This window comes from Pseudolysinimonas sp., from assembly GCF_039912695.1.
Classification (GTDB): Bacteria; Actinomycetota; Actinomycetes; order Actinomycetales; family Microbacteriaceae; genus Pseudolysinimonas_A.
On the sequence record NZ_JBDSPJ010000017.1, the window covers coordinates 39075 to 62787 of the forward strand.

A 23713-nucleotide genomic window follows, 5' to 3' on the forward strand; every position below is an offset into this window, starting at 1 on the left:
GTCGTCGCTCTCGTCAGTGCGTCGTGGGAGACGGGATCGGGCCAGAGGACGGCGAGCCAGAAGATTGCGAGCCAGAGGACGGCGAGCCGGACGTCGGCGGGGTCGCACCCGAGGCGGTTGGCGCGCCGTTGGGTGACGCGGTGCTCGGGGTTGCCGAGGGGGTCGTGGTTGCCGAGACAAGCGACGTTCCGGTCAGGAGTGAGTTGCCGATCTGATTGCCGGCTGACCCCGTCAGGCTTCCGCCTGCGGCGGTCGGGTTGCCCGTCACCGCGCCCGTCGACAGATCGAGGAAGACCGGGTTGCCGCTGGCTACCATGCCCAGGTTTTCGGCGTTCGCTGTGAGGTTCTGCGTCGACGAAAGCACTTCGAGGTTTTCGGTGAGCGCCTGCTGCTGACGTTCGAGGTCGCGCTGCTGCGACTGAAGGTCTGAGATTCGGTACGCCCCGTCGGCGACCGCGATGCTCATCAACAGCTGGCCGAGCAGAATCACACCAATGCCGGCAATCGTGACGATCGCGGGAACGAGACGCGGCCTAGCGCGCCGTTGCGCTCGGGTGGGCGCGACTTCTAGGTAGGGCCGCGGCCGAGAATCGGGAGAGCGCAGGGGGCGCGGCGAGGCCAGTGGCAGGGCGCTCATGCGGCCACCCTCTTGAGCTGGCTGCCCCTGAGCCGTTCGGCCGCGCGGAGGCGCACGGGAGTCGAACGCGGGTTGCGGGCCTTCTCGGCATCCGTCGCCAGTTCGGCACCGCGAACCAGCAGCCTCAGTTCGGGCCGGTGCTCGGGCAACTCGACCGGCAGACCGCGCGGGGCGGTTGAGGTCGAGCGGCGTGCGAATTCCTGCTTCACGATGCGGTCTTCAAGGGACTGGTAGGCGAGCACCACGATGCGACCCCCGATTTCGAGAGCGTCGACCGCTGAAGGAATGGCACGCTCGAGGATGGCGAGTTCGGAGTTGACCTCAATCCGCAACGCCTGAAAGACACGCTTCGCCGGGTGTCCGGCTCGTTGCACGGCCGCCGGGGTCGCGGCGGCGATGATGTCAACGAGCTGTGCCGAGGTCTCGATCGGCGCGGCGGCACGACGTTCGACGATGCGACGCGCGTACCGTGCAGCCAGCTTCTCTTCGCCGTACTGGAAGAAGATCCGGCGCAGGGTGTACTCGTCGTACTCCGCGATGATGCGCGCCGCGGTGAGCGGCGCGGTCATGTCCATGCGCATGTCGAGCGGGGCATCCTTCGAATACGAGAAGCCACGCTCGACCACGTCGAGTTGCATCGACGAGACGCCGAGATCGAACAGGATGCCGGCCACCGGCCCCACGCCGAGGTCATCGAGAACATCCGCAATCCGGTCGTAGACGGCGTGAACGAGGTGCACTCGGTCAGTGAACGGAGCGAGACGCTCCCCCGCGAGCCGCAGCGCCTCGGGGTCGCGGTCGAGTCCGACGAACGTGAGTTCGGGAAATCGGCGCAGGAATGCTTCGGCGTGGCCACCCAGGCCGAGCGTTGCGTCAACAAGCACCGCACCCGACCGGTCAAGGACGGGTGCGAGCAGCTCGATGCAACGCTCGAGCATGACCGGAGTGTGAAGGGCGTCGTCGGCGGCGGTCATGGGATGTGGGGCCCGAGGCCCTCGAACCGGATCCCCATCCGCTGCGACCTGTCTCCGGGGAAGTGGAGGCAGGGTGCGCGGCTGAGGGTCGGGCGCGAGGGAATCAGATGGGGCCCGCGATCACCTCCCCCGCTCCGCCTGCTGCGTACGTCGCTTCACGCGCTGCGTAGAAGGTTTCCCAGGCCTGGGAGTCCCAAATCTCGGCTCGGGTCCCGACGCCGATCATCGTGAGCTCACGGTCGAGCGACGCGTAGTCGCGCAAGATCGACGGGATCGTGACCCGGCGTTGCTTGTCGGGAATCTCCTGCGACGCCCCGCTCATGAAGAAGCGAGCCTGGTCGCGCTGTTCCGTGGTGGTGACCGGAGCCGAGTTCATGGCGTCGAGTACTTTCTCGAACTCGCGCTCGCTGTACACGACGACGCAACGATCCACTCCGCGGGTCATGACGAGCCCGCCTGAGAACTCGTCCCAGAACTTGGCCGGAAGAATCACGCGGCCTTTTTCATCCAACTTGGGCGCGAAGGTGCCGAGCAACATGCGGCGACCCCCTCACTCTCCGGCCAGATGTGAATGACTCCACACTACTCCACTTTCCTCCCCAAGCAACCACTTTCCACCCATTCCCCTCCCTTTGGGGCCACCGCGCTCCCCGAGCGCAAAAAAAAAGACCGACCCGAAGGTCGGCCTTTCACAAAAACGGGGAGGGAGCTCGTGCTACTCGGTACTGCTCCTCGGTACTACTTCGCGGTACTACTCCGCGGAGCTACTCTTCGGTGTCGTTGCGGCGTTCCCACCGCTCGTTGAGCGTGTCCATGAAGCCCGCGCGGGGCGGACCGGCCGCGTCGCGCGGGTCCTGAGGAACCGTGAGCCGGCGGGGCGGGGCGAAGCAGAGCAACGCTCCGCCGAACATCAGGAGGAATCCGAGTAGACCCACCACGGGCTGACGAACGATCACACCCACCACGAGAAGAATCAACCCGACCACGCCACCCAGGATGCCCAGAGCGATTGCGGTGTAGTTGGCGCGACCCGGACGACCAACGGTCGTCACGTCATCGGCGTCGCCGTGGTAGAGATTGCGCTCCATCTCGTCAAGGAGACGTTGCTCCTGTTCAGAAAGTGGCATATCTGCTCCCTAGGCCCTCTTCTGACACATTCTAGGCGGGTCGCTGCTGGGTAGGCTATGTGTATGCCTGGGAGTCCGCGTTTAGTGGACCTCGTTCAGGCTCGACTCGACGAGTTCTTGATCGAGCGGGGCACGGCGCTTCGGCTGATCTCGCCCGACCTGGACGTGATCGATGATTGCGCTCGACGCCTCCTCGCGGGCGGCAAACGCTTTCGCGCGCTGTTTGCCTTTTGGGGATGGCGCGCGGTGAACGCGCAGGCGACCGACTTTGACCCTCTCGCCGAACTCGACGACAGCGACCTCGGCGCGATTGTGTCGATCGCTGCCGGACTCGAGGTCTTCCACGCGGCCGCCCTGGTTCACGACGACATCATCGACAACTCGGATCTGCGTCGCGGGAAACCTGCCGTGCATCGCGCTCTCGAAACCCTGCACACCGAACGCGGCTGGGACGGGTCAGCGCAGCGGTATGGCACCGCCGCCGCCCTCCTGATCGGCGATCTTCTGCTCGGCTGGAGTGACGAACTGGTGGATGCCGGGGTCGCCTCGGTCGGGGACGTTGCCGCCGGGCGCGCTGCCCGCACCGAGTTTGCGACCATGCGCACCGAAGTTACCGCCGGCCAATACCTCGACATCTTCGAAGAAACCGCCTGGCGCGGCCACCCCGACGACGAACTTTTGCCGCGCGCGCAGCGGGTCATTCTCTTCAAGTCGGCCAAGTACAGCGTCGAGGCGCCGCTCGCCATCGGGGCATCGCTCGCCGGTGGGTCGCTGGCTCAAATCGCCGCGCTGCGCGACTTCGGTATCCCGCTCGGGATCGCGTTCCAACTTCGCGACGATCTGCTCGGCGTGTTCGGCGATCCAGATCTCACCGGAAAGCCTGCAGGGGATGACCTGCGCGAAGGCAAGCGCACGGTGCTGGTGACGTTGGCTCGTCAGAAACTCCCGGCATCCGCGATGCGGGTCTTCGACGAGTTGCTCGGCGATCGCACCTTGGACGCCGAGCAGATCAGCGTGCTGCAGACCGCCGTCCGGGACAGTGGCGCGGTCGAACACGTCGAGCGAGTCATTGTCCACCAACTCGACAAAGCTCGCGCCGCGCTCGCTGATGCGCCCATTGCGCGCTCAGCCCGCGACGAGCTGACGGCACTCGCCGACGCCGTCACCCAAAGGACCAGCTAGAAGCCGAGCGCTTGGGCGACCCGACGGACTTCGGCTTTGCGTCCGGCCCGAAGTGCATCGATGGGTGCCGTACCGAGCAGATCGGTCACACCCAGCATCCAGGTCATTGATTCGGCGTCGCTGAATCCCGCATCGTGCAAGACGATCAGCGTGCCGCGGAGTTCGGGCATCACTTCGCCGTTGAGGATGAAGTCGGCAGGAACCTTGAGCACCCCGTCGATACGTGCCGCGAGGAGCTGGCGATCCTCGATCATGCGCCGTACCTGGCTCTGCGAAAGGCCGAGAAGGTCGACGAGGTCGGGAACTGTCAGCCAGGCGCGCTCAGAGGATGCAATCACGAGTCAAGATTGCCATGCGCAATTGTTTCGAACATGTTAACTCCTCTAACACGAGCAACAGTGATTGACAGTAGTTCACAGCTATGTCACGGTTGGGAGGCATGCCGACACGGATCCCCGGGGGCTGGGGAGATTGAGGCGGGAATTGATCGACACATTCGAGGCTGACGAGAGCGCACTCCCGGTGTTCCCGGGTATTGCGCCGACCCCGGTAACGGGGGCGCGGCATCTCGCCGACCGTCAGCCGAGCCTGCTCGGCAAAGGGTTCCGGATGACTCTTCCGTTTGTGGTCGCGAGCGCGATGACAGTCGGGCTGAACCTGACGGGCCCGATCAGCCCCGCGTCCGCAGCGCCGAAAAAGCCCGCGAAATCGAAGGTAGACCTTTCGACGCTGCGTTCCCTGGTGGCGGCCGCTCAGTCCGAGACCTCGGCCGCGCCGACGACCAATTACACCGTCAAGGCTGGTGACACCGTCGCCTCGATTGCCGTGCTTCACGGCATTCCGACAGCCTCCGTGCTCGCCCTCAACGGTCTCGGCTGGAAGTCCCTGATTTTTCCCGGTCAAGTACTCAAGCTGAGCGCGGGCACTCCGACCGTGGCGGTACCGGTCGCTCAAGTCGGCGGCCGATACACGATCTTGGCTGGCGAGACGGTTTCCCGCATTGCGGCAAAATTCGGTGTTACCGCAGAGGCCATTCTGAACGCGAACGGGCTGGGCTGGTCGAGCATCATCTACCCCGGGCAGACCATCGCGATTCCCGCTGCACCGGCTGCGCCCGAAGCACCCGCCGCCGCGCCCGCCATCGAGAACGTCTCCTCGGTCACCCGTGCGCCCGCGGCGCCCGCGCCACCCGCCGCTCCGTCGGCGCCGTCGGCGCCGGGCGGAAACTATGTCATCGCGTCGGGCGACACGATCTCGTCGATCGCTGGCCGGTTCGGCGTCAGTACCCAGGCAGTTTTGGATGCCAACGGGCTCACCAGTTCAAGCATCATTTACCCCGGGCGCACTCTCGTCATCCCGTCGCCTGGTTCGACCGCTCCGGCATCTGCCGGCGGGTCAACGGGCGGGGTCACGACCCTCTCGAGTGAGCAAGAGGGCAACGCGCGCATCATCATCCAGGTCGGTCGCCAGCTCGGCATCCCGGACTACGGCATCGTTATTGCTCTCGCGACGGCGATGCAGGAGTCCAGCCTGCGCAACATCAACTACGGCGACCGTGACTCGGTGGGACTGTTCCAACAGCGTCCCAGCACCGGATGGGGCTCGGTCGACGACATCATGGATCCCAGCCACGCCGCCGCATTGTTCTACGACGGCCGATCCGGTTATACCCGCGGCTTGCGCGACATTGGTGGGTGGGAATCGATGGCTCTGACTGTGGCCGCCCAGCGGGTGCAGGTCTCTGCCTACCCGAACGCCTACGCCAAGTGGGAAGCCAGCGCCCGAGCCTGGTTCGCGGCGTTCGCCTGACCCTGATTCTGGAAGCCCCCGCGGGTGGGGTGTCCTCCCAGAGACGCGGAGCCCCCAAACGTAGACTTCGGGGGTGAGTGTAGGCACCACCGATCCGATGATCGGCCGGCTAATTGACGGCCGGTATCAGGTGCGCTCCCGCATAGCTCGAGGCGGGATGGCAACTGTCTACCTCGCGACCGACCTCCGGTTGGAGCGTCGGGTGGCGGTCAAAGTCATGCACGGCCACCTCGCGGACGACAGCGCTTTCAAGGAGCGCTTCATCCAGGAAGCGCGAAGTGCGGCACGGCTCGCGCACCCCAATGTGGTTAACGTCTTCGACCAGGGGCAAGACAGCGAGTCGGCCTACCTGGTGATGGAGTACCTGCCCGGCATCACGCTGCGCGAACTCCTTGAGGAGTACGGCACCCTCACTCCCCAGCAGACCATCGACATCACCGAGGCCGTGCTCAACGGACTCCAGGCCGCACACAAGGCCGGCATCATCCATCGCGATCTCAAGCCCGAGAATGTGCTGCTGGCTGATGACGGACGCATCAAGATCGGCGACTTCGGCCTGGCGCGCGCGGCATCCCAGAACACCGCGACGGGGGCGGCGCTGCTCGGCACGATCGCCTACCTCTCCCCCGAACTCGTCACCCGCGGGGTCGCAGACACCCGCAGCGACATCTACGCGGTCGGCATCATGATGTACGAGATGCTCACCGGCGAGCAACCGTTCACGGGCGAGCAACCGATGCAGATCGCGTATCGTCACGCGAACGAACCCCTTCCGCTTCCCAGCGCGAAAAACCCGCGGGTTCCCGCAGAACTCGACGAGATTGTGCTCTGGGCGACGGCCAAGGATCCCGAGGCCCGGCCCGCCGACGTTCGCGTGCTCCTCGAGCAGATTCACGACACCGAGGCGCTCATCGACCTCGCTTCCACCGGACCGCAGAAACCTCTCACGACGCGAGCGTTTCCCAACACTCGTCCGCCGCAGCGAGGGACGGGGGCAATGACGTCGGTGATCACGCCCGCGATCACCGATGCGGCGCGGCCCGAACGCCCGCTCGCAAATGCAGAAACCCAGGTACTCGGGAGTCGGATGCCGGGGGCTGCCGGCACGGCTCTCGCTGTCGCTGAGCCGGCCGCGCGGCGACGCCAGCCACGCCGGTGGATTCCGATCGTCGCGATTCTCGCGGTGCTCCTGCTCGCCCTCGGCACCGCGTGGTGGTTCGTGTTCGGTCCCGGTGCGCGCGTCACGATCCCTGACTCGATCCGGGGCGCAACCGTCGAAGAGGCCACCACGACGCTGACCGGTCTTGGCCTCGAGGTCTCGAGTGCGACCGGAACCGCCTACTCGGTAACGGCGCCGGTCGGTACGGTCGCGGAATCGACCCCCGCGATCGGCGAACCGGTGGGCAAGGGCGTGTCGGTGACGCTCCTCATCTCCCAAGGACCCGAGCCATTCGACGTTTCGGCCCTGCAGGCGGGCATGACAGAGGTGGCCGCGAATGATGTGGTCGCCTCGCACTGGACGCAGAAGGACACCGAGTACCGCTTTGACGCCGCGACCGGCAAGGGCCTCCTCCTCGACGCCCTCGACGGCGACGGCAAGACTCTGCTCGGAGTCGCTCAGTACGGCGACCAACAGCCGATCACCCTCGTCGTCTCCGCAGGCCCGGTGCCTCCCGTGGCAGGACTCACCGTCGCCGACGCGACGAGCGCCCTTTCCGCCGTGAAACTGTCGGTCGACGCCGGCAAAGCGCAGCAAAACTATGACGACACGGTGCCCGAAGGGTCAGTCATCGGAATCGTCGATCCCGGCGGCCCGCTGCGCCCGAATGACAGTGTCGGCCTCAACCTTTCGCGCGGTCGCGAACCGGTGACAGTGCCCAACATCGTCGGCCACACCTGGACCGAAGCCAAGCAAATGCTGACGGATGCTGGCCTCCGCTGGACGTTGGAGCGCGATATTGACACGTTCCTCGCCAGCAAGCCCGACGATTCGAGGGTCAGCAGGGTCACCCCCGACGTCGGCGCGCCGGCGTTCCGCGGTGACACCGTGTCTATCCGACTCACCGCGGGCTAGGTCCCTACTTCTGCCCGAGCTCCTCGGCGACCAAGAACGCGAGTTCGAGCGACTGCATGTGGTTGAGGCGCGGATCGCACAACGACTCGTACTTCGTCGCCAGCGTCGCTTCGTCGATCTTCTCTGAGCCGCCCAGGCACTCCGTGACATCGTCGCCCGTGAGCTCGATGTGGATGCCACCCGGGAAGGTTCCCGCGGCACGGTGCGACTCGAAGAAGCCGCGGACCTCATCCACGACATCGTCGAAGCGCCGAGTCTTGTAGCCGTTCGGCGTCGTGAGTCCGTTGCCGTGCATCGGGTCGGTCACCCAGAGCGGGGTCGCGTCGAACGACTTGATCGCTTCGAGCAGCGGCGGAAGTGCATCCCGAACCTTGCCCGCGCCCATCCGCGTGATGAAGGTCAGTCGACCCGGCTCGCGGTTCGGATCGAGTTTGTCGATCAGTTTCTCCATATCCGACCCCGTCGTCGTCGGGCCGAGCTTCACCCCGATGGGGTTGCGGATGCGTGAGAAGTAGTCGACGTGCGCATCCTCAAGTCCGCGGGTGCGCTCGCCAATCCAGAGGAAATGGGCACTCGTGTTGACCGGCGTTCCGTTGCGCGAGTCGATGCGCGTCATCGGCCGCTCGTAGTCCATCAGCAGACCCTCGTGCGAGGTGTAGAACTCGACGCGGCGCAGTTCGTCGAAGTCGGCGCCAGCGGCCTCCATGAACTTGACCGCGCGGTCGATCTCTTTCGCGAGGCTCTCGTAGCGGTGATTGGCCGGATTCTCGGCGAAGCCACGGTTCCAGGAGTGGACTTGCCTCAGATCAGCGAAACCACCCTGCGTGAAGGCGCGGATCAGGTTCAGAGTCGCGACCGCCGTGTGGTAGCCCTGCACGAGGCGCCGCGGATCGGCCCGCCGTGACTCGGGAGTGAAGTCGTAGCCGTTCACGATGTCGCCCCGGTAGGCGGGAAGCGTGACGTCGCCACGGGTTTCGTCGTCGCTCGAACGCGGCTTGGCGAACTGCCCCGCCATCCGACCCATCTTGATGACCGGCATGGAGGCGCCGTAGGTGAGAACGACCGCCATCTGCAACAGAGTCTTCACTCGGTTGCGAATCTGGTCAGCCGTCGCGCCGGCGAAAGTCTCGGCGCAGTCACCGCCCTGCAGCAGAAACGATTCACCGCGCGCGGCGCGCGCGAGACGATCACGCAGGATGTCGATCTCACCGGCGAAAACGAGGGGCGGGTAGGACGCGATTTCTGCGGATGCCGCAACGACGGCGGCGTCATCCGGCCAGGTCGGCTGCTGCTTGATCGGCAGACTCCGCCAATAGTCCAGGCCGGCGAGGACGCTCGGATCTGCTTGGACAATGGTCTCGGTCGGGTCAACCACGGAAGGAACTCTCTACTGTGTGGGATCGGCGTCCGTTCGGTCGCCAGCCGTTCAGCCTAGCCGCAGGTTACGCGGGCCGTCGGACTGCAGCCGCCGAGCGGCTCTTGACCGACGAGGCGTAGACGTCGACGTACTCTTGGCCGCTCAACTTCGACAGTTTGTGCATGATCTCGTCGGTGATCGACCTGAGAACGAACCGGTCGCCCTCCAGGCCGGCGAACCGCGAGAAGTCCATCGGTTCCCCGATCACGACGCCCACTTTGCGCAGCCTGGGAAAGATGCTTCCTGTCGGCAGAACTTTGTCGGTGTCGATCATCGCGATCGGCACCACGGTGACTTCGGATTCCAGCAGCATGCGCGCGATCCCCGTGCGACCTCGGTAGAGGCGACCATCGGGGCTCCGCGTGCCTTCGGGGTAGATCCCGAGCTGCCGGCCCGACGCGAGCACACCGAGTCCAGCATCCAGAGCAGCCTCGGATGCCTTCCCGCCCGACCGGTCGATCGGCACCTGGCCGACTCCGCTGAAGAACATTCGACTGAACCAGCCTTTGACTCCCGCACCCGTGAAGTACTCGCTCTTGGCGAGATAGACGATGTGCCGGTCAACGAGCAGGGGCAGGAAGATCGAGTCGACGAACGACAGGTGGTTGACCGCAAAGATCACGGGACCCGACTCCGGGATGTTTTCGACGCCAACGATCCACGGCCGGTACACGGTGTGCACGAACGGTCCGAGGAAGACGAACTTGATCAACCAGTAGAGGAGAGGCACCGGGGGTCAGTCTATTCCGGGCTCACGTTGCGGGGGGACGCCGTTCATGACCTGCGCGCATGAATCCGGGCGAGATCAGCGGCACCCACGACTCCTGCGTCGTTCACCAGTTCCGCGACAGCGAAGACGGGCTCAGGGTGGAACCCTCTCGCGGGAAGGTGCGCCAAGTACGCCGCACGAATCGGATCGAGAAGCAGATCTCCCGCGACAGCCACTCCCCCGCCAAACACGAACACCTGAGGGTCGAGAACAGCGCCGATCGACGCACACGCTTGGCCGAGCCAATCGCCGAGTTCGTGGAGCGCGGCGAGGGCTCCCGCATCTGTCAATTGGATGAGCTCCGACACGATGGCGCCGTCGAGGGTTCCCCCGTTTGCCGTACGCGCGATGTCAAGTTCGCGCCCGATGCCGCCGGCGTCCGCGATCTCGTTGGCGAACCTGAGCAGCGCGCGACCGGAACCGTACTGTTCGATGCAGCCCTTCTGACCGCACCCGCACGGATGACCGTTCGGCACCACGCGAAGGTGCCCGATCTCGCCGGCAGCACCGAATCCACCGCGAAACAGTTGCCCGCCCGAAACGATCGCCCCGCCAACGCCGGTGCCGATGGTCAGCATCGTCATGTCGGTCGTCCCCCGCCCGGCGCCGAAGCGGTATTCCGCCCACCCTGCGGCATTGGCGTCGTTGTCGACGGTGATGTCGAGACCCGGCAGCCGTGCCTCGAGGAGTTCACGCAGCGGCTCGCCGCGCCAGTTGATGTTCGGGGCGTAGTAGACCAGCGACTGGGTGACGTCGATGAAACCCGCCGCTGCGACCCCGGCGGCAACGATGTCGTGCCCGTCCGACAACTCTCGGATCAGCTCGACGACAACGTCGAGGATGGCGGCGGGATCGCCCGCGGGTGTGGGGCGACGCTCAAGGCGATGGATCGCGCCCGCCTCGTCGACCAAAGCCCCTGCGACCTTGGTTCCCCCGATGTCGATCCCGATGGCGTGCACTCGCAACAGCCTATTTGCCGCGCGGTTCCGAATACCCCGGGATAGGGTCGTAGCTACGTGACCGGCCCCAAAGGAGTAGCCGTGAAAGAGATTTTCCTGCCTGTAGTTGTTCAACCAGACCCTGACGCGAACATCACCGATCTTCTGCTCGACAGGGTTGCTGCGACTCCCGATGCCGCACTGTTCTCGGTTCCAACCGCAGACGGCGGTTGGAGCGACATCAGCTCGACCGAGTTCCATCGTCAAGTCGTCGCCCTCGCCAAGGGTTTTGCCGCCGCAGGGCTCAAGCCAGGCGACAAGATCGGCTTCATGTGTCGGGTCCGATATGAGTGGACCCTGATCGACTTCGCCGCTGCGTTCGCGGGAGCCGTGATCGTTCCGATCTACGAGACGTCCGCACCTTCCCAGGTCCGGCACATTCTCAACGACTCGGGTGCGAACGCGATCATCCTCGAAACGGCCGAGCACTTCACCCGGTTCGACGAGGTTCGCAGCGAAACTCCGCAGGTCGAGAAGGTGTGGCAGCTACACCTCGGTGATCTTGAAAAGCTCTCCAGCTCAGGTGCCGCAATCACCGATACCGATCTCGAGAAGCGCCGGACCACGGCCAAGGGCAAAGACCTCGCGACCCTGATCTACACCTCGGGTTCGACCGGAGTGCCCAAGGGCTGCATCCTCTCGCATTCCAACTTTGTCGAGCTGAGCCGCAATGCCGCGGTCGCGATGTCGGATGTTGTCAGCACGCCGGGCGCCTCGACGCTGCTCTTCATCACCACGGCACACGTCTTCGCGCGTTTCATTTCGATGCTCTCGGTGCACGCCGGCGTGAAAGTCGGCCACCAAGCCGACACCAAGCAGTTGCTCCCGGCGCTCGGTTCGTTCAAGCCCACCTTCCTGCTCGCGGTACCGCGCGTCTTCGAAAAGGTCTACAACTCGGCCGAACAGAAGGCTGAAGCGGGCGGCAAGGGCAAGATCTTCCGCTCCGCGACCGAGGTCGCGATCGCGCACTCGAAGGCACTCGACGCGGGGCACGTGCCGCTCGGGCTTCGCATCAAGTTCGCCCTCTTCGACCGGTTGGTGTACAGCAAGCTCCGGGCGGCGATGGGCGGCAACGTGACGTACGCCGTCTCGGGATCGGCTCCCCTCGGCACCCGACTCGGCCACTACTTCCGAAGCCTCGGCATCCGCATCCTGGAGGGCTACGGCCTCACCGAGACGACCGCGCCGGCCACGGTCAACCTCGCCGACAAGTTCAAAATCGGCACCTGCGGTCCGGTGCTTCCCGGCGTCGGGGTGAAGATTGCCGACGACGGCGAGATCATGGTCAAAGGCATCGACGTCTTCGGTGGCTATTGGAACAATCCCCAAGCCACCAAGGAAGCGTTCGACGGTGAATGGTTCCTGACCGGAGACATCGGCGAGCTGGACGACGACGGCTACTTGAAGATCACCGGTCGCAAGAAGGAGCTGATCGCGACCGCCGGCGGCAAGAAGGTCGCCCCGGCCGTGCTCGAAGACCCGATCCGCGCCAACCCGATTATTGGCCAAGTCGTCGTCGTCGGCGAGGGCAAGCCGTTCATCTCGGCCCTCATCACCCTGGACCCCGAAATGCTGCCGGCCTGGTTGGGCAACAACGGCGAGAAAGCCGATATGTCCCTCGCCGATGCGTGCACGAACCCGAAGGTCATGGCCGAAGTACAAAAGGCGGTGGACGCGGCGAACTCGAAGGTGTCGCGCCCGGAGTCGATTCGAAAGTTCTCGATCCTCGCGACCGAGTTCACCGAGGACAGCGGGCACCTCACCCCGAAGATGAGCATCAAGCGGGGGCCGATCCTGGAAGACTTCTCGTCTGAGATCGAGGCGATGTACGAGGTCCCGGCGACCCAGGGCGAGAGCCTGGTGCACTGAAGCACCGGATGACGGCCGCCGGGTGAATAGCTACCGGGTAAACCAGGCGGCCTGCCGAATTGCGCGCATTGCTTCACGCTTGACGTCGGGTTCGAGCCCCTCGATGTACAACTTTCCATCGAGATGGTCGCACTCGTGCTGGAGGGCTTGGGCCATCAGGCCGTCGCCGCTGACCTCGCGAGGATTGCCGTCAGCGTCGATGCCCGTCACGCGCGCCCAGGGGTACCGCATCCGTGGGAAGTAGAAGCCGGGTACCGAGAGGCAGCCTTCGTCGACGAGTTCGGGCTCACCCGATACCTCGAGCACCGGATTGATGATGTACCCGATGTCGTCGTCGATGTTGTAGCTGAACGCACGAAGCCCGACGCCAATCTGGTTCGCCGCGACACCCGCCCGGCCAGGCGGAGTCACGGTATCGATGAGGTCGGAGGCGAGGGCGGCAATGCGCGCGTCTCCTGGCAGCGCCGTGACGACGTCCGTACGGGACCGCAGAACGGGGTCACCGAACAGGCGGATCTGACGTTCGGTCACGCGCCCCGCTCGCTCTGCAGTCCGTCCATCGTCACAGCCGCCAGATCGCGCGCCGAGTCGCGGGTGAACGGCCGAAGGGCTTCGTAGCGAATCACCGATCCCGCCGCGAGCTCGGGGTCGTACGGGATACGCACGACAGCACGTACTCGCGACAAGAAGTGGTTGTCGATCTCCTCGAGTTTGTCGAGGTCGGTGCCCTGGGTCGACGCGTTGAGTGCCACGACCGCGTTCGCGACCAGATCGCCATTCCCGTTGGCCTCCAGCCAGGTGAGCATCTCGGATGCCAGCCGCGCCTCGTCGAGGCTGCCTCCTGAGACGACGATCACCGCATCCGCCCGCAGCAGTGCTGCCCGCACCACGGGCTGCATGATTCCCGTTCCGGTATCGGTCAGGATGACGGCGTGATGGGGTCCCGCGACGTCGGCGATCACGTTGTAGTCGCCGTCACCGAGTGGGGTCGCGAGCAGCGGGTCGGTGTCCGAAGCCGCGACGGAGAGTCCCGTGGCGTCGCGCACGACGTGGCGAGCAAAGTTGTCGTAGTCGCCCAGCTTGGGCGCTTGCAAAACGATGTCGCGCACTGTGGCGTGAGACTGCGGGGGAACACGGTCGACGAGGGTGCCGCGATCGGGGTTGGCATCGATCGCCAGCACGCGGTCCGTTCGCACGTCAGCCAGTGCCATCCCGAGCAGTGCCGTGATCGTCGTCGTGCCGACCCCACCCTTGCGACTGATGATCGGAACGAAACGGGGACCGCCGACCAACGGTTTCGCGATTCGGGCGTCGAGCGCCTTCCGAGTGCGTACCGGGACCGAGTCACCGATGTTCACCAGATGCAGGGTCGCCGCGTACACGACTTCGGGGACGAGCCCCTCGGGCGCCGGTGCGCGTCCTGCTTTGGTCGGCTTCTTGGGCTTTTTCGGCTCGGCCCTTTTCGACCCGTTCCCTGTCGCGGCCTCAGCGGGTGCGGGCAACGGGACTATCGCGACGGGCTCGTCATCATCCGTCGGGAGCGTCGCATCGTCGTCGCTCGAGTCTTCAGCTACCGACGTGACGACCTGGATCGACACTGTCGTCGGCGCCACCTCGTCGGCAACGGGAGTCTCGTGAATCGGCTGGGCCACCCGGAGGTCGGCCGTCAGACTCGATGGCAGAGCCGCCGCGAGGTCGTCGTCGGGATCGGAACGCATCCGACTATTCGACCACGATCAGCAGGTCGCCCGCCTCCACCTGCTCGGTGGCACGAATGGCGAGGCGTTTGACGGTGCCGGCAACAGGGGTCGTGATGGCGGCCTCCATCTTCATCGCCTCGATCGAAGCAATCGGTTGACCGGCCGCAACGGTGTCGCCCTCCGCGACCTTGAGGGTCACTGCCCCGGAGAACGGTGCTGCGATCTGGCCAGGGGTCGCGGGATCCGCTTTCTCGGCCGCCTTGGTCTCGACGGTGACGCCGAGGTCGCGTACCAGGATCGGCCGGAGCTGGCCGTTGATCGTCGCCATGACGCTGCGCATGCCCTGCTCGTCAGGTTCGCCGACCGCTTCGAGAGTGAGCAACAGATCGACGCCCGGCTCCAGTGAGACGGTGTGCTCGACACCCGCCTTCAGGCCGTAGAGGTAGCCCAGAGTGTCGAGCACGGAGAGGTCGCCGTACTGTTCCCGGGCCGCTTCGAACGTCGCGGTTGGGCCGGCAAACAGCAACCGGTTCAGTGCCGCGCGACGGGTCGCGGGATCGCCCTCCAACGCGGCGACATCGTCGGGCGTGAGCGGCGTGACACCGATCTTGACGTCGCGGCCCTTGAGAACTTTCGAACGGAACGGCTCCGGCCAGCCTCCCGGCAGGTCGCCGAGTTCCCCGGCCATAAAACCGATCACCGAATCGGGGATGTCGTACTTGTCGGGGTTCTGCTCGAAGTCGGCCGGGTCGGCGTCGGCCGCAACCAGGGCGAGCGCGAGATCGCCGACCACCTTTGACGACGGCGTCACCTTGGGCGGACGACCCAGGATGAGGTTGGCCGCAGCGTAGGCATCCTCCACCTTCTCGAACTGGTCGCCGAGCCCGAGAGCGATCGCCTGCTGGCGCAGGTTGGAGAGCTGCCCGCCGGGAATCTCGTGCTTGTAGACGCGCCCCGTCGGCCCCGGAAGTCCCGACTCGAACGGCTTGTAGGCGCGGCGCACGGCCTCCCAGTACGGTTCGAGATCTTCCACAGCCTGGAGCGGGATGCCGGTGTCGCGGTCGGTGTGCGCTGTCGCGGCGATGAGTGCCGAGAGCGATGGCTGGGATGTCGTTCCCGCCATCGGCGCCGACGCAGCGTCGACAGCATCGGCTCCGGCACGAGATGCGGCGAGCAGAGTCGCGAGTTGCCCGCCTGCGGTGTCGTGAGTGTGCACGTGAACGGGCAGATCGAAGTTGTCGCGAAGTGCGGCGACCAACTTCTCGGCCGCACTTGCCCGCAGCAGGCCCGCCATGTCTTTGATCGCGAGGATGTGCGCCCCGGCAGCCACCATCTGCTCGGCGAGCTTGAGGTAGTAGTCCAGCGTGTACAGGGTCTCCGCGGGATCAAGCAGATCTGCGGTGTAGCAGAGCGCAACTTCGGCGACGGCAGTGCCGGTCGCAAGCACAGCATCGATCGCTGGCTTCATCTGGTCGACGTCGTTGAGGGCGTCAAAGATGCGGAAGATGTCGACACCGGTCGCGGCCGCCTCACGCACGAACGCATCCGTTACCTCGGTCGGATACGGCGTGTACCCGACGGTGTTACGACCCCGCAGCAGCATCTGCACGGCGATGTTCGGAAGGGCTTCGCGCACGGCCGCGAGACGTTCCCACGGGTCCTCGGCGAGGAACCGCAGCGCGACGTCGTAGGTCGCCCCGCCCCAGGCTTCGATCGAGAACAGTTCAGGCGTCAACCGCGCGACGTGCGGCAGAACCGCGACGAGGTCTTTCGTGCGCACCCGGGTGGCGAGCAACGACTGGTGAGCGTCACGGAAGGTCGTGTCGGTGACCGCGAGCGGAACCTGCGCACGCAATGCCGCGGCAAAGGCGACCGGTCCCAGCTCGAGCAGCCTCTGCCGGGAGCCGGCGGGGGCAGGAACGTCGAGGTCGACGACCGGGAGTTTCCGCGCGGGGTCGATCGCGCCAGCGCCGTCACCGTTGGGCTGGTTGACGGTCACCTCGGCGAGCCAGGCAAGCATCTTCGAGCCGCGGTCCCGCGACTCACGACCGCGCACCAGCCAGGGTCGCTCCTCGATGAACGCCGTCGACAGGTCGCCCTTCTGGAAGTCGGGGTCGTCGAGAACTGCCTGAAGGAACGGGATGTTGGTGGTCACCCCGCGCAGGCGAAACTCCGCCAGGCCGCGGCGTGCGCGACGAACGGCCGTCGCGAAATCGCGGCCGCGGCAGGTCATCTTCACGAGCATCGAGTCGAAGTGCGGCGAGACCTGGGCGCCAGCGGCGACCGTGCCGCCGTCAAGGCGCACCCCCGCACCGCCCGGGGATCGATACGTGGTGATCTTGCCGGTGTCGGGGCGGAAGCCGGCGGCCGGATCTTCGGTCGTGATGCGGCACTGGAGGGCGGATCCGTGGAGGTGCACGTCCTCCTGGCGCAACCCGAGGTCGGCGAGAGTCTCCCCCGCCGCAATCCGCATCTGCGACTGCACGAGATCGACATCGGTGACCTCTTCGGTCACGGTGTGCTCGACCTGGATGCGCGGGTTCATCTCGATGAAGAAGTGTTGGCCCTGGCGTTCCCCCGCGGTGTCGAGCAGAAACTCCACCGTGCCCGCGTTGACGTAGCCGATCGACTTCGCGAACGCGATGGCATCGCGGAACATCGCCTGTCGGATCGTGTCGTCGAGGTTCGGCGCTGGCGCGATCTCGACGACCTTCTGGTGGCGGCGCTGCACCGAGCAGTCGCGCTCGAACAGGTGGATCGTCTCGCCCGTGGCATCGGCGAGAATCTGCACCTCGATGTGACGTGGCCGCACGACGGCTTGTTCGATAAACATCGTCGAGTCGCCGAATGCCCCGTCGGCTTCGCGCATCGCGGCTTCGAGTGCCTCCCGCAGATCTTCTGGCTTCTCAACCCGGCGCATTCCGCGTCCGCCGCCGCCGGCAACAGCCTTCGCAAAGACCGGGAATCCGATCTCATCCGCACCGCGCATCAGTTCGTCGAGGTCCGTCGTCGCCGGAGTGGATTTCAGCACCGGAACGCCGGCCGAGATCGCGTGCTCCTTAGCAGTGACCTTGTTGCCCGCCATTTCGAGCACGTGGTTTCCGGGGCCGATGAACGTAATTCCGTTCGCCGCCGCCGCTTCGGCCAGGTCGGGGTTCTCGGACAGAAAGCCGTAGCCGGGGTAGATCGCGTCGGCACCCGATTCCTTCGCGACACGGATGATCTCCGAGACGTCGAGATAGGCGCGCACGGGGTGGCCTTCTTCGCCGATCTGGTATGCCTCGTCGGCCTTCAGCCTGTGGAGCGAATTGCGGTCCTCATAGGGATACACCGCAACGGTTTTTGCTCCCAGTTCGTACGCCGCGCGGAAAGCCCGGATCGCGATCTCGCCTCGGTTCGCTACCAGGATCTTGCGGAACATGCGGTCCTTTCGGGACGACGTCGACGGTCGCTGAGTCTCCTTTCAGAGTAGTGAAGGTAGGCTCCCCATTTGTGCATGTGCTCAGCGTCAGCTCCCTCAAGGGGGGCGTGGGGAAGACCACCGTGACGCTCGGTCTCGCATCTGCCGCCTTCGCACGAGGAGTGTCGACTCTCGTCGTCGACCTCGACCCTCAGTCGGACGCTTCGACCGGGATGGACATCGACGTCACAGGTCATCTCAATGTCGCCGATGTCCTCGCCTCTCCCAAAGAAAAGGTCGTGCGGGCCGCCATTGCGAAGAGCGGCTGGACACGGGGTCGCGCCGGCATCGTCGACGTGATGATCGGGTCGCCGTCGGCGATCAATTTCGACGGGCCCCACCCCAGCATCCGCGACATCTGGAAGCTTGAAGAGGCGCTGGCCCACGTCGAGCGTGACTACGAACTCGTCCTCATCGACTGCGCACCGTCGCTCAACGCCCTCACCCGAACCGCCTGGGCGGCAAGCGACCGGGTTGGCGTTGTCACCGAACCCGGGCTCTTCTCGGTTGCAGCCGCCGATCGCGCGTTGCGGGCGATCGAGGAGATCCGCCGCGGCCTCTCGCCCCGACTCCAGCCGCTCGGCATCATCGTGAACCGGGCTCGCGTGCAGTCGCTCGAGCACCAGTTCCGGATCAAAGAGCTGCGCGACATGTTCGGTCCCCTCGTGCTCTCGCCTCAGTTGCCCGAACGCACCTCACTGCAGCAGGCTCAGGGCGCTGCGAAGCCCCTGCATATCTGGCCTGGCGACGGCGCACAAGAGATGGCTCGCAACTTCGACCAACTGCTCGACCGCGTCATCCGCACCGCGCGGATGGGCGACGAAGGTTCCGACGAACCCGTCTAGCCGCTCACGTCAGGCACAGTTCACCGGCCGGGACCGGTCGCGGGGCCGCGACTAGGAAGCTGCGCGAGCTGCGCGGCGCGCCGCAAGCTCGTCTTGAGCATCCTCGGCAGGCGCTGTCTCAAAGTCGACGAGGTTTGACTCGACCTCACGCAGCACTTTGCCAACCGCAATGCCGAAGACGCCCTGACCCTGTGAGACGAGGTCGATGACTTCTTCGTCGGAGGTGCAGAGGTAGACCGAGGCACCGTCGCTCATCAGCGTGGTCTGTGCAAGATCGTTGATCCCCGACGTGCGGAGTTGCTCCACCGCGACGCGGATCTGCTGGAGCGAGATGCCGGTGTCGAGGAGTCGCTTGACGAGCTTGAGCACCAGGATGTCGCGGAAGCCGTAGAGGCGCTGCGAGCCCGATCCGGCCGCCCCCCGAACAGTCGGCTCAACGAGTTGCGTCCGCGCCCAGTAGTCGAGTTGGCGGTAACTGATCCCCGCAGCCTTTGCCGCGACAGTGCCGCGGTACCCCGCGGTCTCGTCGAGGGTGGGGAGGCCGTCCGTGAACAGCACCGGGTCGAGCCCGTAGCGAGAGTCCTCGCTCGGTGTCTCGCGCGTCAGTTCCGCCATTGCTGTTCCTCCCGAAATCCCGCTCGAACCGTTCTATCTCTAACCTTCAGGTTGAAGTTGAGATTGAAGTTCGTTCGTGGCCTCACGCTACCCCGCCCCGCGAACGCCGACAATGACATCCGGGCGTGTCGTACTGATTTTGCGCCGCCGCTTCTGCGGCGCAAGCCGCTTCGCGACCCGAGCGCGGTCGCGTCGCTGCGCTGGCGTCGTCGTTAGGACCCGAGTTTGCCCAGCGCGCTACGGATCAGACTCGATCGGACGATCTCAAGCTGCCCGGCGATCTCGCGAGCGAGGTCGACGGCTTTGGCACGGCTCGCGACATCTTTGCGTCGAGCAACCGGGATGAGCGCACTCTCGATCAAACCGAGCTCGCGTTCAGCCGCCGACCGGAAACCGCGCAAGTGACGGGGTTCGATGCCGGAACGCTGCAACTCGACCAGTGCGCGCAGTACCGCGAGAGCATCTTCGCCGTAGTGATCGCCCGCGATGATCAGGGAGGCCGAAGTCGCGTCGTTCAGCAACATCGCGTTCGCGCCCGACTCTTTGATCAACTCGGCCCGACTGAGTCGACGGTCGGAAGAGAGCATCGATGGAGCCGAGACGGTCGCACCACCGGGGAGTACCGGCTCGCGCCCGGCATCCAGATCATCCAAATAGGCGCGGATGACCTTGAGCGGCAGGTAGAAGTCGCGTTGCATCGACAACACCAGACGCAACCGGTCGAGGTCGCTCGGCGAGAACTTGCGGTAGCCCGACTCCGTCCGCGAGGGCGTGACCAGGCTGCGATCCTCGAGGAAGCGCAGTTTCGACGGCGAGAGGTCAGGGAACTCGGGGTTCAGGCGCGCAAGCACCTGCCCGATGCTGAGAAGGTTCGAACCCCCCGGCGCACGCGCCAGGGATACCGCACCCGCCACTATTTAGCCGTCGCCTTGTCGAGGCGCGACGCGTAGAACGTCAAACGGAACTTGCCAACCTGCACTTCGGCTCCATCGCTCAGAAGGGCGGATTCAATCCGGACACCGTCGAAATACGTCCCGTTGAGCGACCCGAGGTCGCGCACCTGAAACGCCGTGCCCACCCGCACGAAGTCGGCGTGACGACGTGACACGGTCACGTCATCGAGAAAGATGTCGGCGTCAGGGTGACGTCCGACCGTGGTGAAGTCAGCATCCAACAAGAAACGCGCGCCAACATTCGGACCTCGCCGCACGACGAGCAGAGCAGCCCCTGACGGCAATGCCGCGATCGCCTCGAGCTCATCGGGGGTAATCCCCGCTTCCATGGCGGCGAGCTGGGAGGCGAACTCGTCGGTGAAGTGCGCGGTCGTGTCGTTGGAGACCCCTGCATCCCCTGCAGACGGGCCCTCGTGAGACTCGACCATCCTGACCTCCTAGCGGTCCACAATATCGGATGCGTCGGCGAGCGGAACCCGCGTCGCACGGATCAACCGGGCTGCCTGGAGAGCGTAGGCGACGCCCGCCCACCAGTACAGGAATGTTCCCCAAATCGCTGCCGCCCAGCCAACCGGCGAGGCCAGCCAGTCCAGATTCGGGAAGGCCGCGCCGAGCACGAGCACCGGCATCGCGAACAGCAGCGCGAAGGTGCCCATCTTTCCGAGGTGATGAACGGGCAGCGGTCCGTGGCCGAAATTCGCCAACACGATGCCGAGCACGAGCAGGAGAACATCCCGCGCAATGATGATCGCGACGAGCCACCAGGGCAGCAGTTGCTGCCAGGCGAGCCCGAGCAGCGTCGAGAAGATAAACAGCCGATCCGCAGCCGGGTCGAGCAACTGCCCGAGCCGAGTGACCTGGTTGAAATGCCGGGCGACATAGCCGTCGACGAAGTCAGTGACTGCCGAGACCGCGAGAACCAGAAGAGCCCAGCCGAACTCGTTGACGATCAGGAGGGCAAGAAAGACCGGGATCAGGAGCAGACGGAAAAACGACAGGATGTTCGGAATCGTGACGATCCGCGTGCTAACTGGCGACGCCATCCGCTCACCTCCCGCCGACATCCTAGGCTCGATCCATGTCTCCCTTTTTCGTCGTGATCATCGTCGCATCCGCCGTCGCGGTGTTCTGTTGGGTCGCGTCTGTGATCTCTCACGACCACTCGTGGGTCGACCGACTCTGGTCGATCGTTCCGGTCGTCTACGTCTGGATCTTCGCGGGCGCAGCCGGTTTGGCAGACGCGCGCCTGGATGTCATGGCTGGGCTGGTAACTCTGTGGGGCGCCCGCCTGACCTACAACTTCGCGCGCAAGGGCGGCTATAGCGGGGTCGAAGACTACCGCTGGGCGATTCTGCGGGGACGGATGGGGCGCACGCAGTACGCGCTCTTCAACATCTTCTTCATCGTGCTGTATCAAAATGCGTTGCTCGTGCTCATCACCCTTCCGGCGCTGACCGCATTCGAACACCGCGGGACCGAACTCACCATCCTCGACTTCGTGGTCGCCCTGGTGTTCCTCCTTCTGCTGGCGGGCGAGACCACGGCCGACCAACAGCAGTGGGATTTCCAGACCTGGAAGAGCGCGGAGATCGCTGCTGGCCGCGAACCGTCACCCCGATTCCTTCAGACCGGACTGTGGAAGTACTCGCGCCACCCCAACTTCTTCTTCGAGCAGGCCCAGTGGTGGGCGTTGTTCTTCTTCGGAGCGATCGCTGCGGGTTCAGTCCTGCAGTGGACCGTGGCGGGGGCTGCGCTGCTCACCGTGCTATTTGTCGGATCGACGAGGTTCACCGAGGACATCACCCGTTCCAAATATCCGGAGTATGCGCGCTACCAGGCGCGCACCTCGGCGACCGTGCCGTTCCCGCGCCGCCGGGCGGTCGTGCAATAACTTGGTCGGGTGTCGTGCATCCGGTTCAACACCCCCGCTCAGCGCCGGCAACTCCAAGATTCGGCGCCCGCGATGCGCACCGCCGCAGAGGTCGCCGAGCACTACCGCTCCCCTGCCATGACGGCAGGCAAGGTGGAACGGCTGCGACTGCTGGCCCAGAACAGCAACCCGAAGATCCGCGAGAGCGTTGCGAGCAGCTACCACGTCCCGTCGGATGTCGTCGAGAAACTCGCCCACGATCCCGACCCCGGGGTGCGTGCCTGCCTTGCCCGCAACGAGACGATCTCGTGCGACGTGCTGCGTGAACTCGCCGGCGACGACGTCGAGACCGTGCGCGGCTGGGTCGCGGTGAACTTCTTTGTACCGGCGGATGTCATGGCGGAACTCGCGGGGGACGCAAGCCCCGTGGTCAGGAGCCTCGTGGCCTGGAAGGCCTCACTTGCTGCGGATCTCGCTGACGACTCAGCCCAGGTGCGCGTCGACGCGTAACCGCAGCGTGGGCCACGTTGCCGCGAATCCGGGATGCAGCGGCAGGGTGTCGACCTCGTCGAACGGCACCCACCTCAACGCCTCACTCTCGGCATCCCCGACCACCGGCTCGAAGATGCGCTCGGCACGCGCCAACACCGTTGTGTACGACCAGTAGCCGAGATCGAGCTCACTGACCTCGAGCACGGTGACGAGTTCCGGGGGAACGCCGGCTTCCTCGTCAGCCTCGCGGATGGCTGCCGCTTCCGCGGTCTCGTCGGCTTTGCGGGCACCCCCCGGCAAACCCCACGTTCCTCCGAGGTGGCTCCAGATGGCGCGGAGCTGAAGAAGCACCCCGACATCGGGGTGTACCAACAGCAGTCCCGCGGCCCCGAAGGTGCCCCAGTACCGACCCTGAGGTCCGTCGACCCAGGCGTCTTCCGGCCCTCTCGGACGCCGCGCATCGGGATCGTGTGTCGCGCGGGCCATGACCTCACTTTAGGTCGCAGCACTTTAGGGTCGCAGTTATGGCCGATCGGGTGGACGCTTGGATCTGGGCGGTGCGGCTCGTGAAGACCCGTTCGGCCGGCGGAGCGATGTGCAAGGCCGGCCACGTGCGGATCAACGGCGAACGCGTCAAGCCCGCGCAGCCGGTCAAGCTTGGCGACGAGGTGCGACTTCGCTTCGGCGGTGACGAACGCATTGTCGTCGTTCGACAGATTCTCGCCAAACGGGTCGGTGCGCCGCAGGCCGCCGTCGCCTACGACGATCTCACGCCACCCCCGCCGCCCAAGGCGGAACGGGTCGTCGTGGCGGCGCGCGACCGCGGAGCGGGCCGTCCCACGAAACGCGATCGCCGCAAGATCGAGGAACTGACCCACGCGGACCCCGATTGACGAGGGGGCGCTTTCGCGCCCCCTCTCGG

Annotated in this window: 24 protein-coding genes; 8 read left to right on the forward strand and 16 right to left on the reverse strand. The window is 65.5% G+C overall.

What is annotated here, in order from left to right:
- Window positions 1–13 precede the first annotated feature (13 nt).
- The 4 genes from ABIR17_RS06650 to ABIR17_RS06665 all read right to left on the reverse strand — a co-directional run bounded on the left by ABIR17_RS06650 (window position 14) and on the right by ABIR17_RS06665 (window position 2738).
- Window positions 14–637, reverse strand: coding sequence for a hypothetical protein (locus tag ABIR17_RS06650; protein WP_348003594.1), 624 nt, complete (start codon window positions 635–637; stop codon window positions 14–16).
- A complete protein-coding gene (gene rsmH / locus ABIR17_RS06655; RefSeq protein ID WP_348003595.1) occupies window positions 634–1611 on the reverse strand; it encodes a 16S rRNA (cytosine(1402)-N(4))-methyltransferase RsmH in 978 nt (325 codons plus the stop codon). The genes ABIR17_RS06650 and rsmH overlap by 4 nt, the downstream gene beginning before the upstream one ends.
- Before the next feature lie 103 nt (window positions 1612–1714).
- Window positions 1715–2149, reverse strand: coding sequence for a division/cell wall cluster transcriptional repressor MraZ (mraZ, locus tag ABIR17_RS06660; protein ID WP_348003596.1), 435 nt, complete (start codon window positions 2147–2149; stop codon window positions 1715–1717).
- Window positions 2150–2375: 226 nt separating this feature from the next.
- Window positions 2376–2738, reverse strand: coding sequence for a DUF3040 domain-containing protein (locus ABIR17_RS06665; RefSeq protein WP_348003597.1), 363 nt, complete (start codon window positions 2736–2738; stop codon window positions 2376–2378).
- A gap of 63 nt (window positions 2739–2801) precedes the next feature.
- On the opposite strand from ABIR17_RS06665, the gene ABIR17_RS06670 reads away from it, so the two are divergent.
- The gene (locus tag ABIR17_RS06670; RefSeq protein WP_348003598.1) at window positions 2802–3920 is read left to right on the forward strand and encodes a polyprenyl synthetase family protein; all 1119 of its coding nucleotides are present in this window, start codon (window positions 2802–2804) and stop codon (window positions 3918–3920) included.
- Here the strand turns inward: ABIR17_RS06670 and ABIR17_RS06675 are convergent.
- Window positions 3917–4258, reverse strand: coding sequence for an Rv2175c family DNA-binding protein (locus ABIR17_RS06675; protein WP_348003599.1), 342 nt, complete (start codon window positions 4256–4258; stop codon window positions 3917–3919). The genes ABIR17_RS06670 and ABIR17_RS06675 overlap by 4 nt on opposite strands.
- 145 nt (window positions 4259–4403) lie before the next feature.
- Between ABIR17_RS06675 and ABIR17_RS06680 the strand changes: the two genes are divergently transcribed.
- Both ABIR17_RS06680 and pknB read left to right on the forward strand, forming a co-directional pair.
- Window positions 4404–5729, forward strand: a complete 1326-nt coding sequence (locus ABIR17_RS06680) for a LysM peptidoglycan-binding domain-containing protein (RefSeq protein WP_348003600.1) — start codon at window positions 4404–4406, stop codon at window positions 5727–5729.
- A gap of 73 nt (window positions 5730–5802) precedes the next feature.
- Entirely contained in the window at window positions 5803–7803 is a 2001-nt protein-coding gene (gene pknB / locus ABIR17_RS06685; RefSeq protein WP_348003601.1) for a Stk1 family PASTA domain-containing Ser/Thr kinase, read from the forward strand.
- A 4-nt stretch (window positions 7804–7807) separates the two neighbouring features.
- Here pknB and ABIR17_RS06690 read toward each other — a convergent pair whose 3' ends face one another.
- From ABIR17_RS06690 to ABIR17_RS06700, 3 genes are all read right to left on the reverse strand, one after another.
- The gene (locus ABIR17_RS06690; RefSeq protein ID WP_348003602.1) at window positions 7808–9178 is read right to left on the reverse strand and encodes a 3-deoxy-7-phosphoheptulonate synthase class II; all 1371 of its coding nucleotides are present in this window, start codon (window positions 9176–9178) and stop codon (window positions 7808–7810) included.
- Between the two features lie 67 nt (window positions 9179–9245).
- The gene (locus ABIR17_RS06695) at window positions 9246–9950 is read right to left on the reverse strand and encodes a lysophospholipid acyltransferase family protein (protein WP_348003603.1); all 705 of its coding nucleotides are present in this window, start codon (window positions 9948–9950) and stop codon (window positions 9246–9248) included.
- 44 nt (window positions 9951–9994) lie between these two features.
- Window positions 9995–10948, reverse strand: a complete 954-nt coding sequence (locus ABIR17_RS06700) for an ROK family glucokinase (RefSeq protein ID WP_348003604.1) — start codon at window positions 10946–10948, stop codon at window positions 9995–9997.
- A gap of 81 nt (window positions 10949–11029) precedes the next feature.
- On the opposite strand from ABIR17_RS06700, the gene ABIR17_RS06705 reads away from it, so the two are divergent.
- Complete coding sequence (locus ABIR17_RS06705; RefSeq protein ID WP_348003669.1) at window positions 11030–12856, forward strand: AMP-dependent synthetase/ligase; 1827 nt, start codon at window positions 11030–11032, stop codon at window positions 12854–12856.
- A 30-nt stretch (window positions 12857–12886) separates the two neighbouring features.
- Here the strand turns inward: ABIR17_RS06705 and ABIR17_RS06710 are convergent, their stop codons facing one another.
- Genes ABIR17_RS06710 through ABIR17_RS06720 form a run of 3 tightly spaced genes read right to left on the reverse strand, consistent with a single transcriptional unit; the run spans window position 12887 to window position 17977 of the window.
- Window positions 12887–13387 carry a peptide deformylase gene (locus ABIR17_RS06710; RefSeq protein WP_348003605.1) on the reverse strand — a complete coding sequence of 167 codons (501 nt, stop codon included), beginning with the start codon at window positions 13385–13387 and terminating at the stop codon, window positions 12887–12889.
- A complete protein-coding gene (locus ABIR17_RS06715) occupies window positions 13384–14574 on the reverse strand; it encodes a MinD/ParA family protein (RefSeq protein WP_348003606.1) in 1191 nt (396 codons plus the stop codon). The genes ABIR17_RS06710 and ABIR17_RS06715 overlap by 4 nt, the downstream gene beginning before the upstream one ends.
- Window positions 14575–14578: 4 nt before the next feature.
- Complete coding sequence (locus ABIR17_RS06720; protein ID WP_348003607.1) at window positions 14579–17977, reverse strand: pyruvate carboxylase; 3399 nt, start codon at window positions 17975–17977, stop codon at window positions 14579–14581.
- Window positions 17978–18048: 71 nt separating this feature from the next.
- Here ABIR17_RS06720 and ABIR17_RS06725 point away from each other — a divergent pair, with 71 nt between their 5' ends.
- A complete protein-coding gene (locus ABIR17_RS06725) occupies window positions 18049–18861 on the forward strand; it encodes a ParA family protein (RefSeq protein WP_348003608.1) in 813 nt (270 codons plus the stop codon).
- Between the two features lie 51 nt (window positions 18862–18912).
- On the opposite strand, the gene ABIR17_RS06730 is transcribed toward ABIR17_RS06725, so the two are convergent.
- The 4 genes from ABIR17_RS06730 to ABIR17_RS06745 all read right to left on the reverse strand — a co-directional run bounded on the left by ABIR17_RS06730 (window position 18913) and on the right by ABIR17_RS06745 (window position 21472).
- Entirely contained in the window at window positions 18913–19476 is a 564-nt protein-coding gene (locus tag ABIR17_RS06730; RefSeq protein WP_348003609.1) for a MerR family transcriptional regulator, read from the reverse strand.
- A gap of 212 nt (window positions 19477–19688) precedes the next feature.
- Window positions 19689–20336 carry a MerR family transcriptional regulator gene (locus tag ABIR17_RS06735; protein WP_348003670.1) on the reverse strand — a complete coding sequence of 216 codons (648 nt, stop codon included), beginning with the start codon at window positions 20334–20336 and terminating at the stop codon, window positions 19689–19691.
- Window positions 20337–20389: 53 nt separating this feature from the next.
- Window positions 20390–20857 (reverse strand): FHA domain-containing protein, encoded by a 468-nt coding sequence (locus ABIR17_RS06740; protein ID WP_348003610.1) that lies wholly within the window; start codon window positions 20855–20857, stop codon window positions 20390–20392.
- A 9-nt stretch (window positions 20858–20866) separates the two neighbouring features.
- Window positions 20867–21472, reverse strand: coding sequence for a CDP-alcohol phosphatidyltransferase family protein (locus ABIR17_RS06745; protein WP_348003611.1), 606 nt, complete (start codon window positions 21470–21472; stop codon window positions 20867–20869).
- 35 nt (window positions 21473–21507) lie between these two features.
- Between ABIR17_RS06745 and ABIR17_RS06750 the strand changes: the two genes are divergently transcribed.
- Entirely contained in the window at window positions 21508–22320 is an 813-nt protein-coding gene (locus ABIR17_RS06750; protein ID WP_348003612.1) for a DUF1295 domain-containing protein, read from the forward strand.
- A 72-nt stretch (window positions 22321–22392) separates the two neighbouring features.
- The gene (locus ABIR17_RS06755; protein ID WP_348003613.1) at window positions 22393–22809 is read left to right on the forward strand and encodes a hypothetical protein; all 417 of its coding nucleotides are present in this window, start codon (window positions 22393–22395) and stop codon (window positions 22807–22809) included.
- Here ABIR17_RS06755 and ABIR17_RS06760 read toward each other — a convergent pair.
- On the reverse strand, window positions 22783–23277 hold the full coding sequence (locus ABIR17_RS06760) for an NUDIX hydrolase (RefSeq protein WP_348003614.1): 495 nt from the start codon (window positions 23275–23277) through the stop codon (window positions 22783–22785). The two genes, ABIR17_RS06755 and ABIR17_RS06760, sit on opposite strands and share 27 nt — an antisense overlap.
- A 38-nt stretch (window positions 23278–23315) precedes the next feature.
- Here ABIR17_RS06760 and ABIR17_RS06765 point away from each other — a divergent pair, with 38 nt between their 5' ends.
- The gene (locus tag ABIR17_RS06765) at window positions 23316–23684 is read left to right on the forward strand and encodes an RNA-binding S4 domain-containing protein (RefSeq protein ID WP_348003615.1); all 369 of its coding nucleotides are present in this window, start codon (window positions 23316–23318) and stop codon (window positions 23682–23684) included.
- Window positions 23685–23713 lie beyond the last annotated feature (29 nt).

Coding starts and splice junctions, on each gene's coding strand:
- ABIR17_RS06650 (WP_348003594.1), bottom strand. CDS start 637: ATGAGCGCCCTGCCACTGGCCTCGCCGCGCCCCCTGCGCTCTCCCGAT.
- rsmH (WP_348003595.1), bottom strand. CDS start 1,611: ATGACCGCCGCCGACGACGCCCTTCACACTCCGGTCATGCTCGAGCGT.
- mraZ (WP_348003596.1), bottom strand. CDS start 2,149: ATGTTGCTCGGCACCTTCGCGCCCAAGTTGGATGAAAAAGGCCGCGTG.
- ABIR17_RS06665 (WP_348003597.1), bottom strand. CDS start 2,738: ATGCCACTTTCTGAACAGGAGCAACGTCTCCTTGACGAGATGGAGCGC.
- ABIR17_RS06670 (WP_348003598.1), top strand. CDS start 2,802: ATGCCTGGGAGTCCGCGTTTAGTGGACCTCGTTCAGGCTCGACTCGAC.
- ABIR17_RS06715 (WP_348003606.1), bottom strand. CDS start 14,574: ATGCGTTCCGATCCCGACGACGACCTCGCGGCGGCTCTGCCATCGAGT.
- ABIR17_RS06720 (WP_348003607.1), bottom strand. CDS start 17,977: ATGTTCCGCAAGATCCTGGTAGCGAACCGAGGCGAGATCGCGATCCGG.
- ABIR17_RS06730 (WP_348003609.1), bottom strand. CDS start 19,476: ATGGCGGAACTGACGCGCGAGACACCGAGCGAGGACTCTCGCTACGGG.
- ABIR17_RS06740 (WP_348003610.1), bottom strand. CDS start 20,857: ATGGTCGAGTCTCACGAGGGCCCGTCTGCAGGGGATGCAGGGGTCTCC.
- ABIR17_RS06745 (WP_348003611.1), bottom strand. CDS start 21,472: ATGGCGTCGCCAGTTAGCACGCGGATCGTCACGATTCCGAACATCCTG.
- ABIR17_RS06750 (WP_348003612.1), top strand. CDS start 21,508: ATGTCTCCCTTTTTCGTCGTGATCATCGTCGCATCCGCCGTCGCGGTG.
- ABIR17_RS06755 (WP_348003613.1), top strand. CDS start 22,393: ATGCGCACCGCCGCAGAGGTCGCCGAGCACTACCGCTCCCCTGCCATG.
- ABIR17_RS06760 (WP_348003614.1), bottom strand. CDS start 23,277: ATGGCCCGCGCGACACACGATCCCGATGCGCGGCGTCCGAGAGGGCCG.
- ABIR17_RS06765 (WP_348003615.1), top strand. CDS start 23,316: ATGGCCGATCGGGTGGACGCTTGGATCTGGGCGGTGCGGCTCGTGAAG.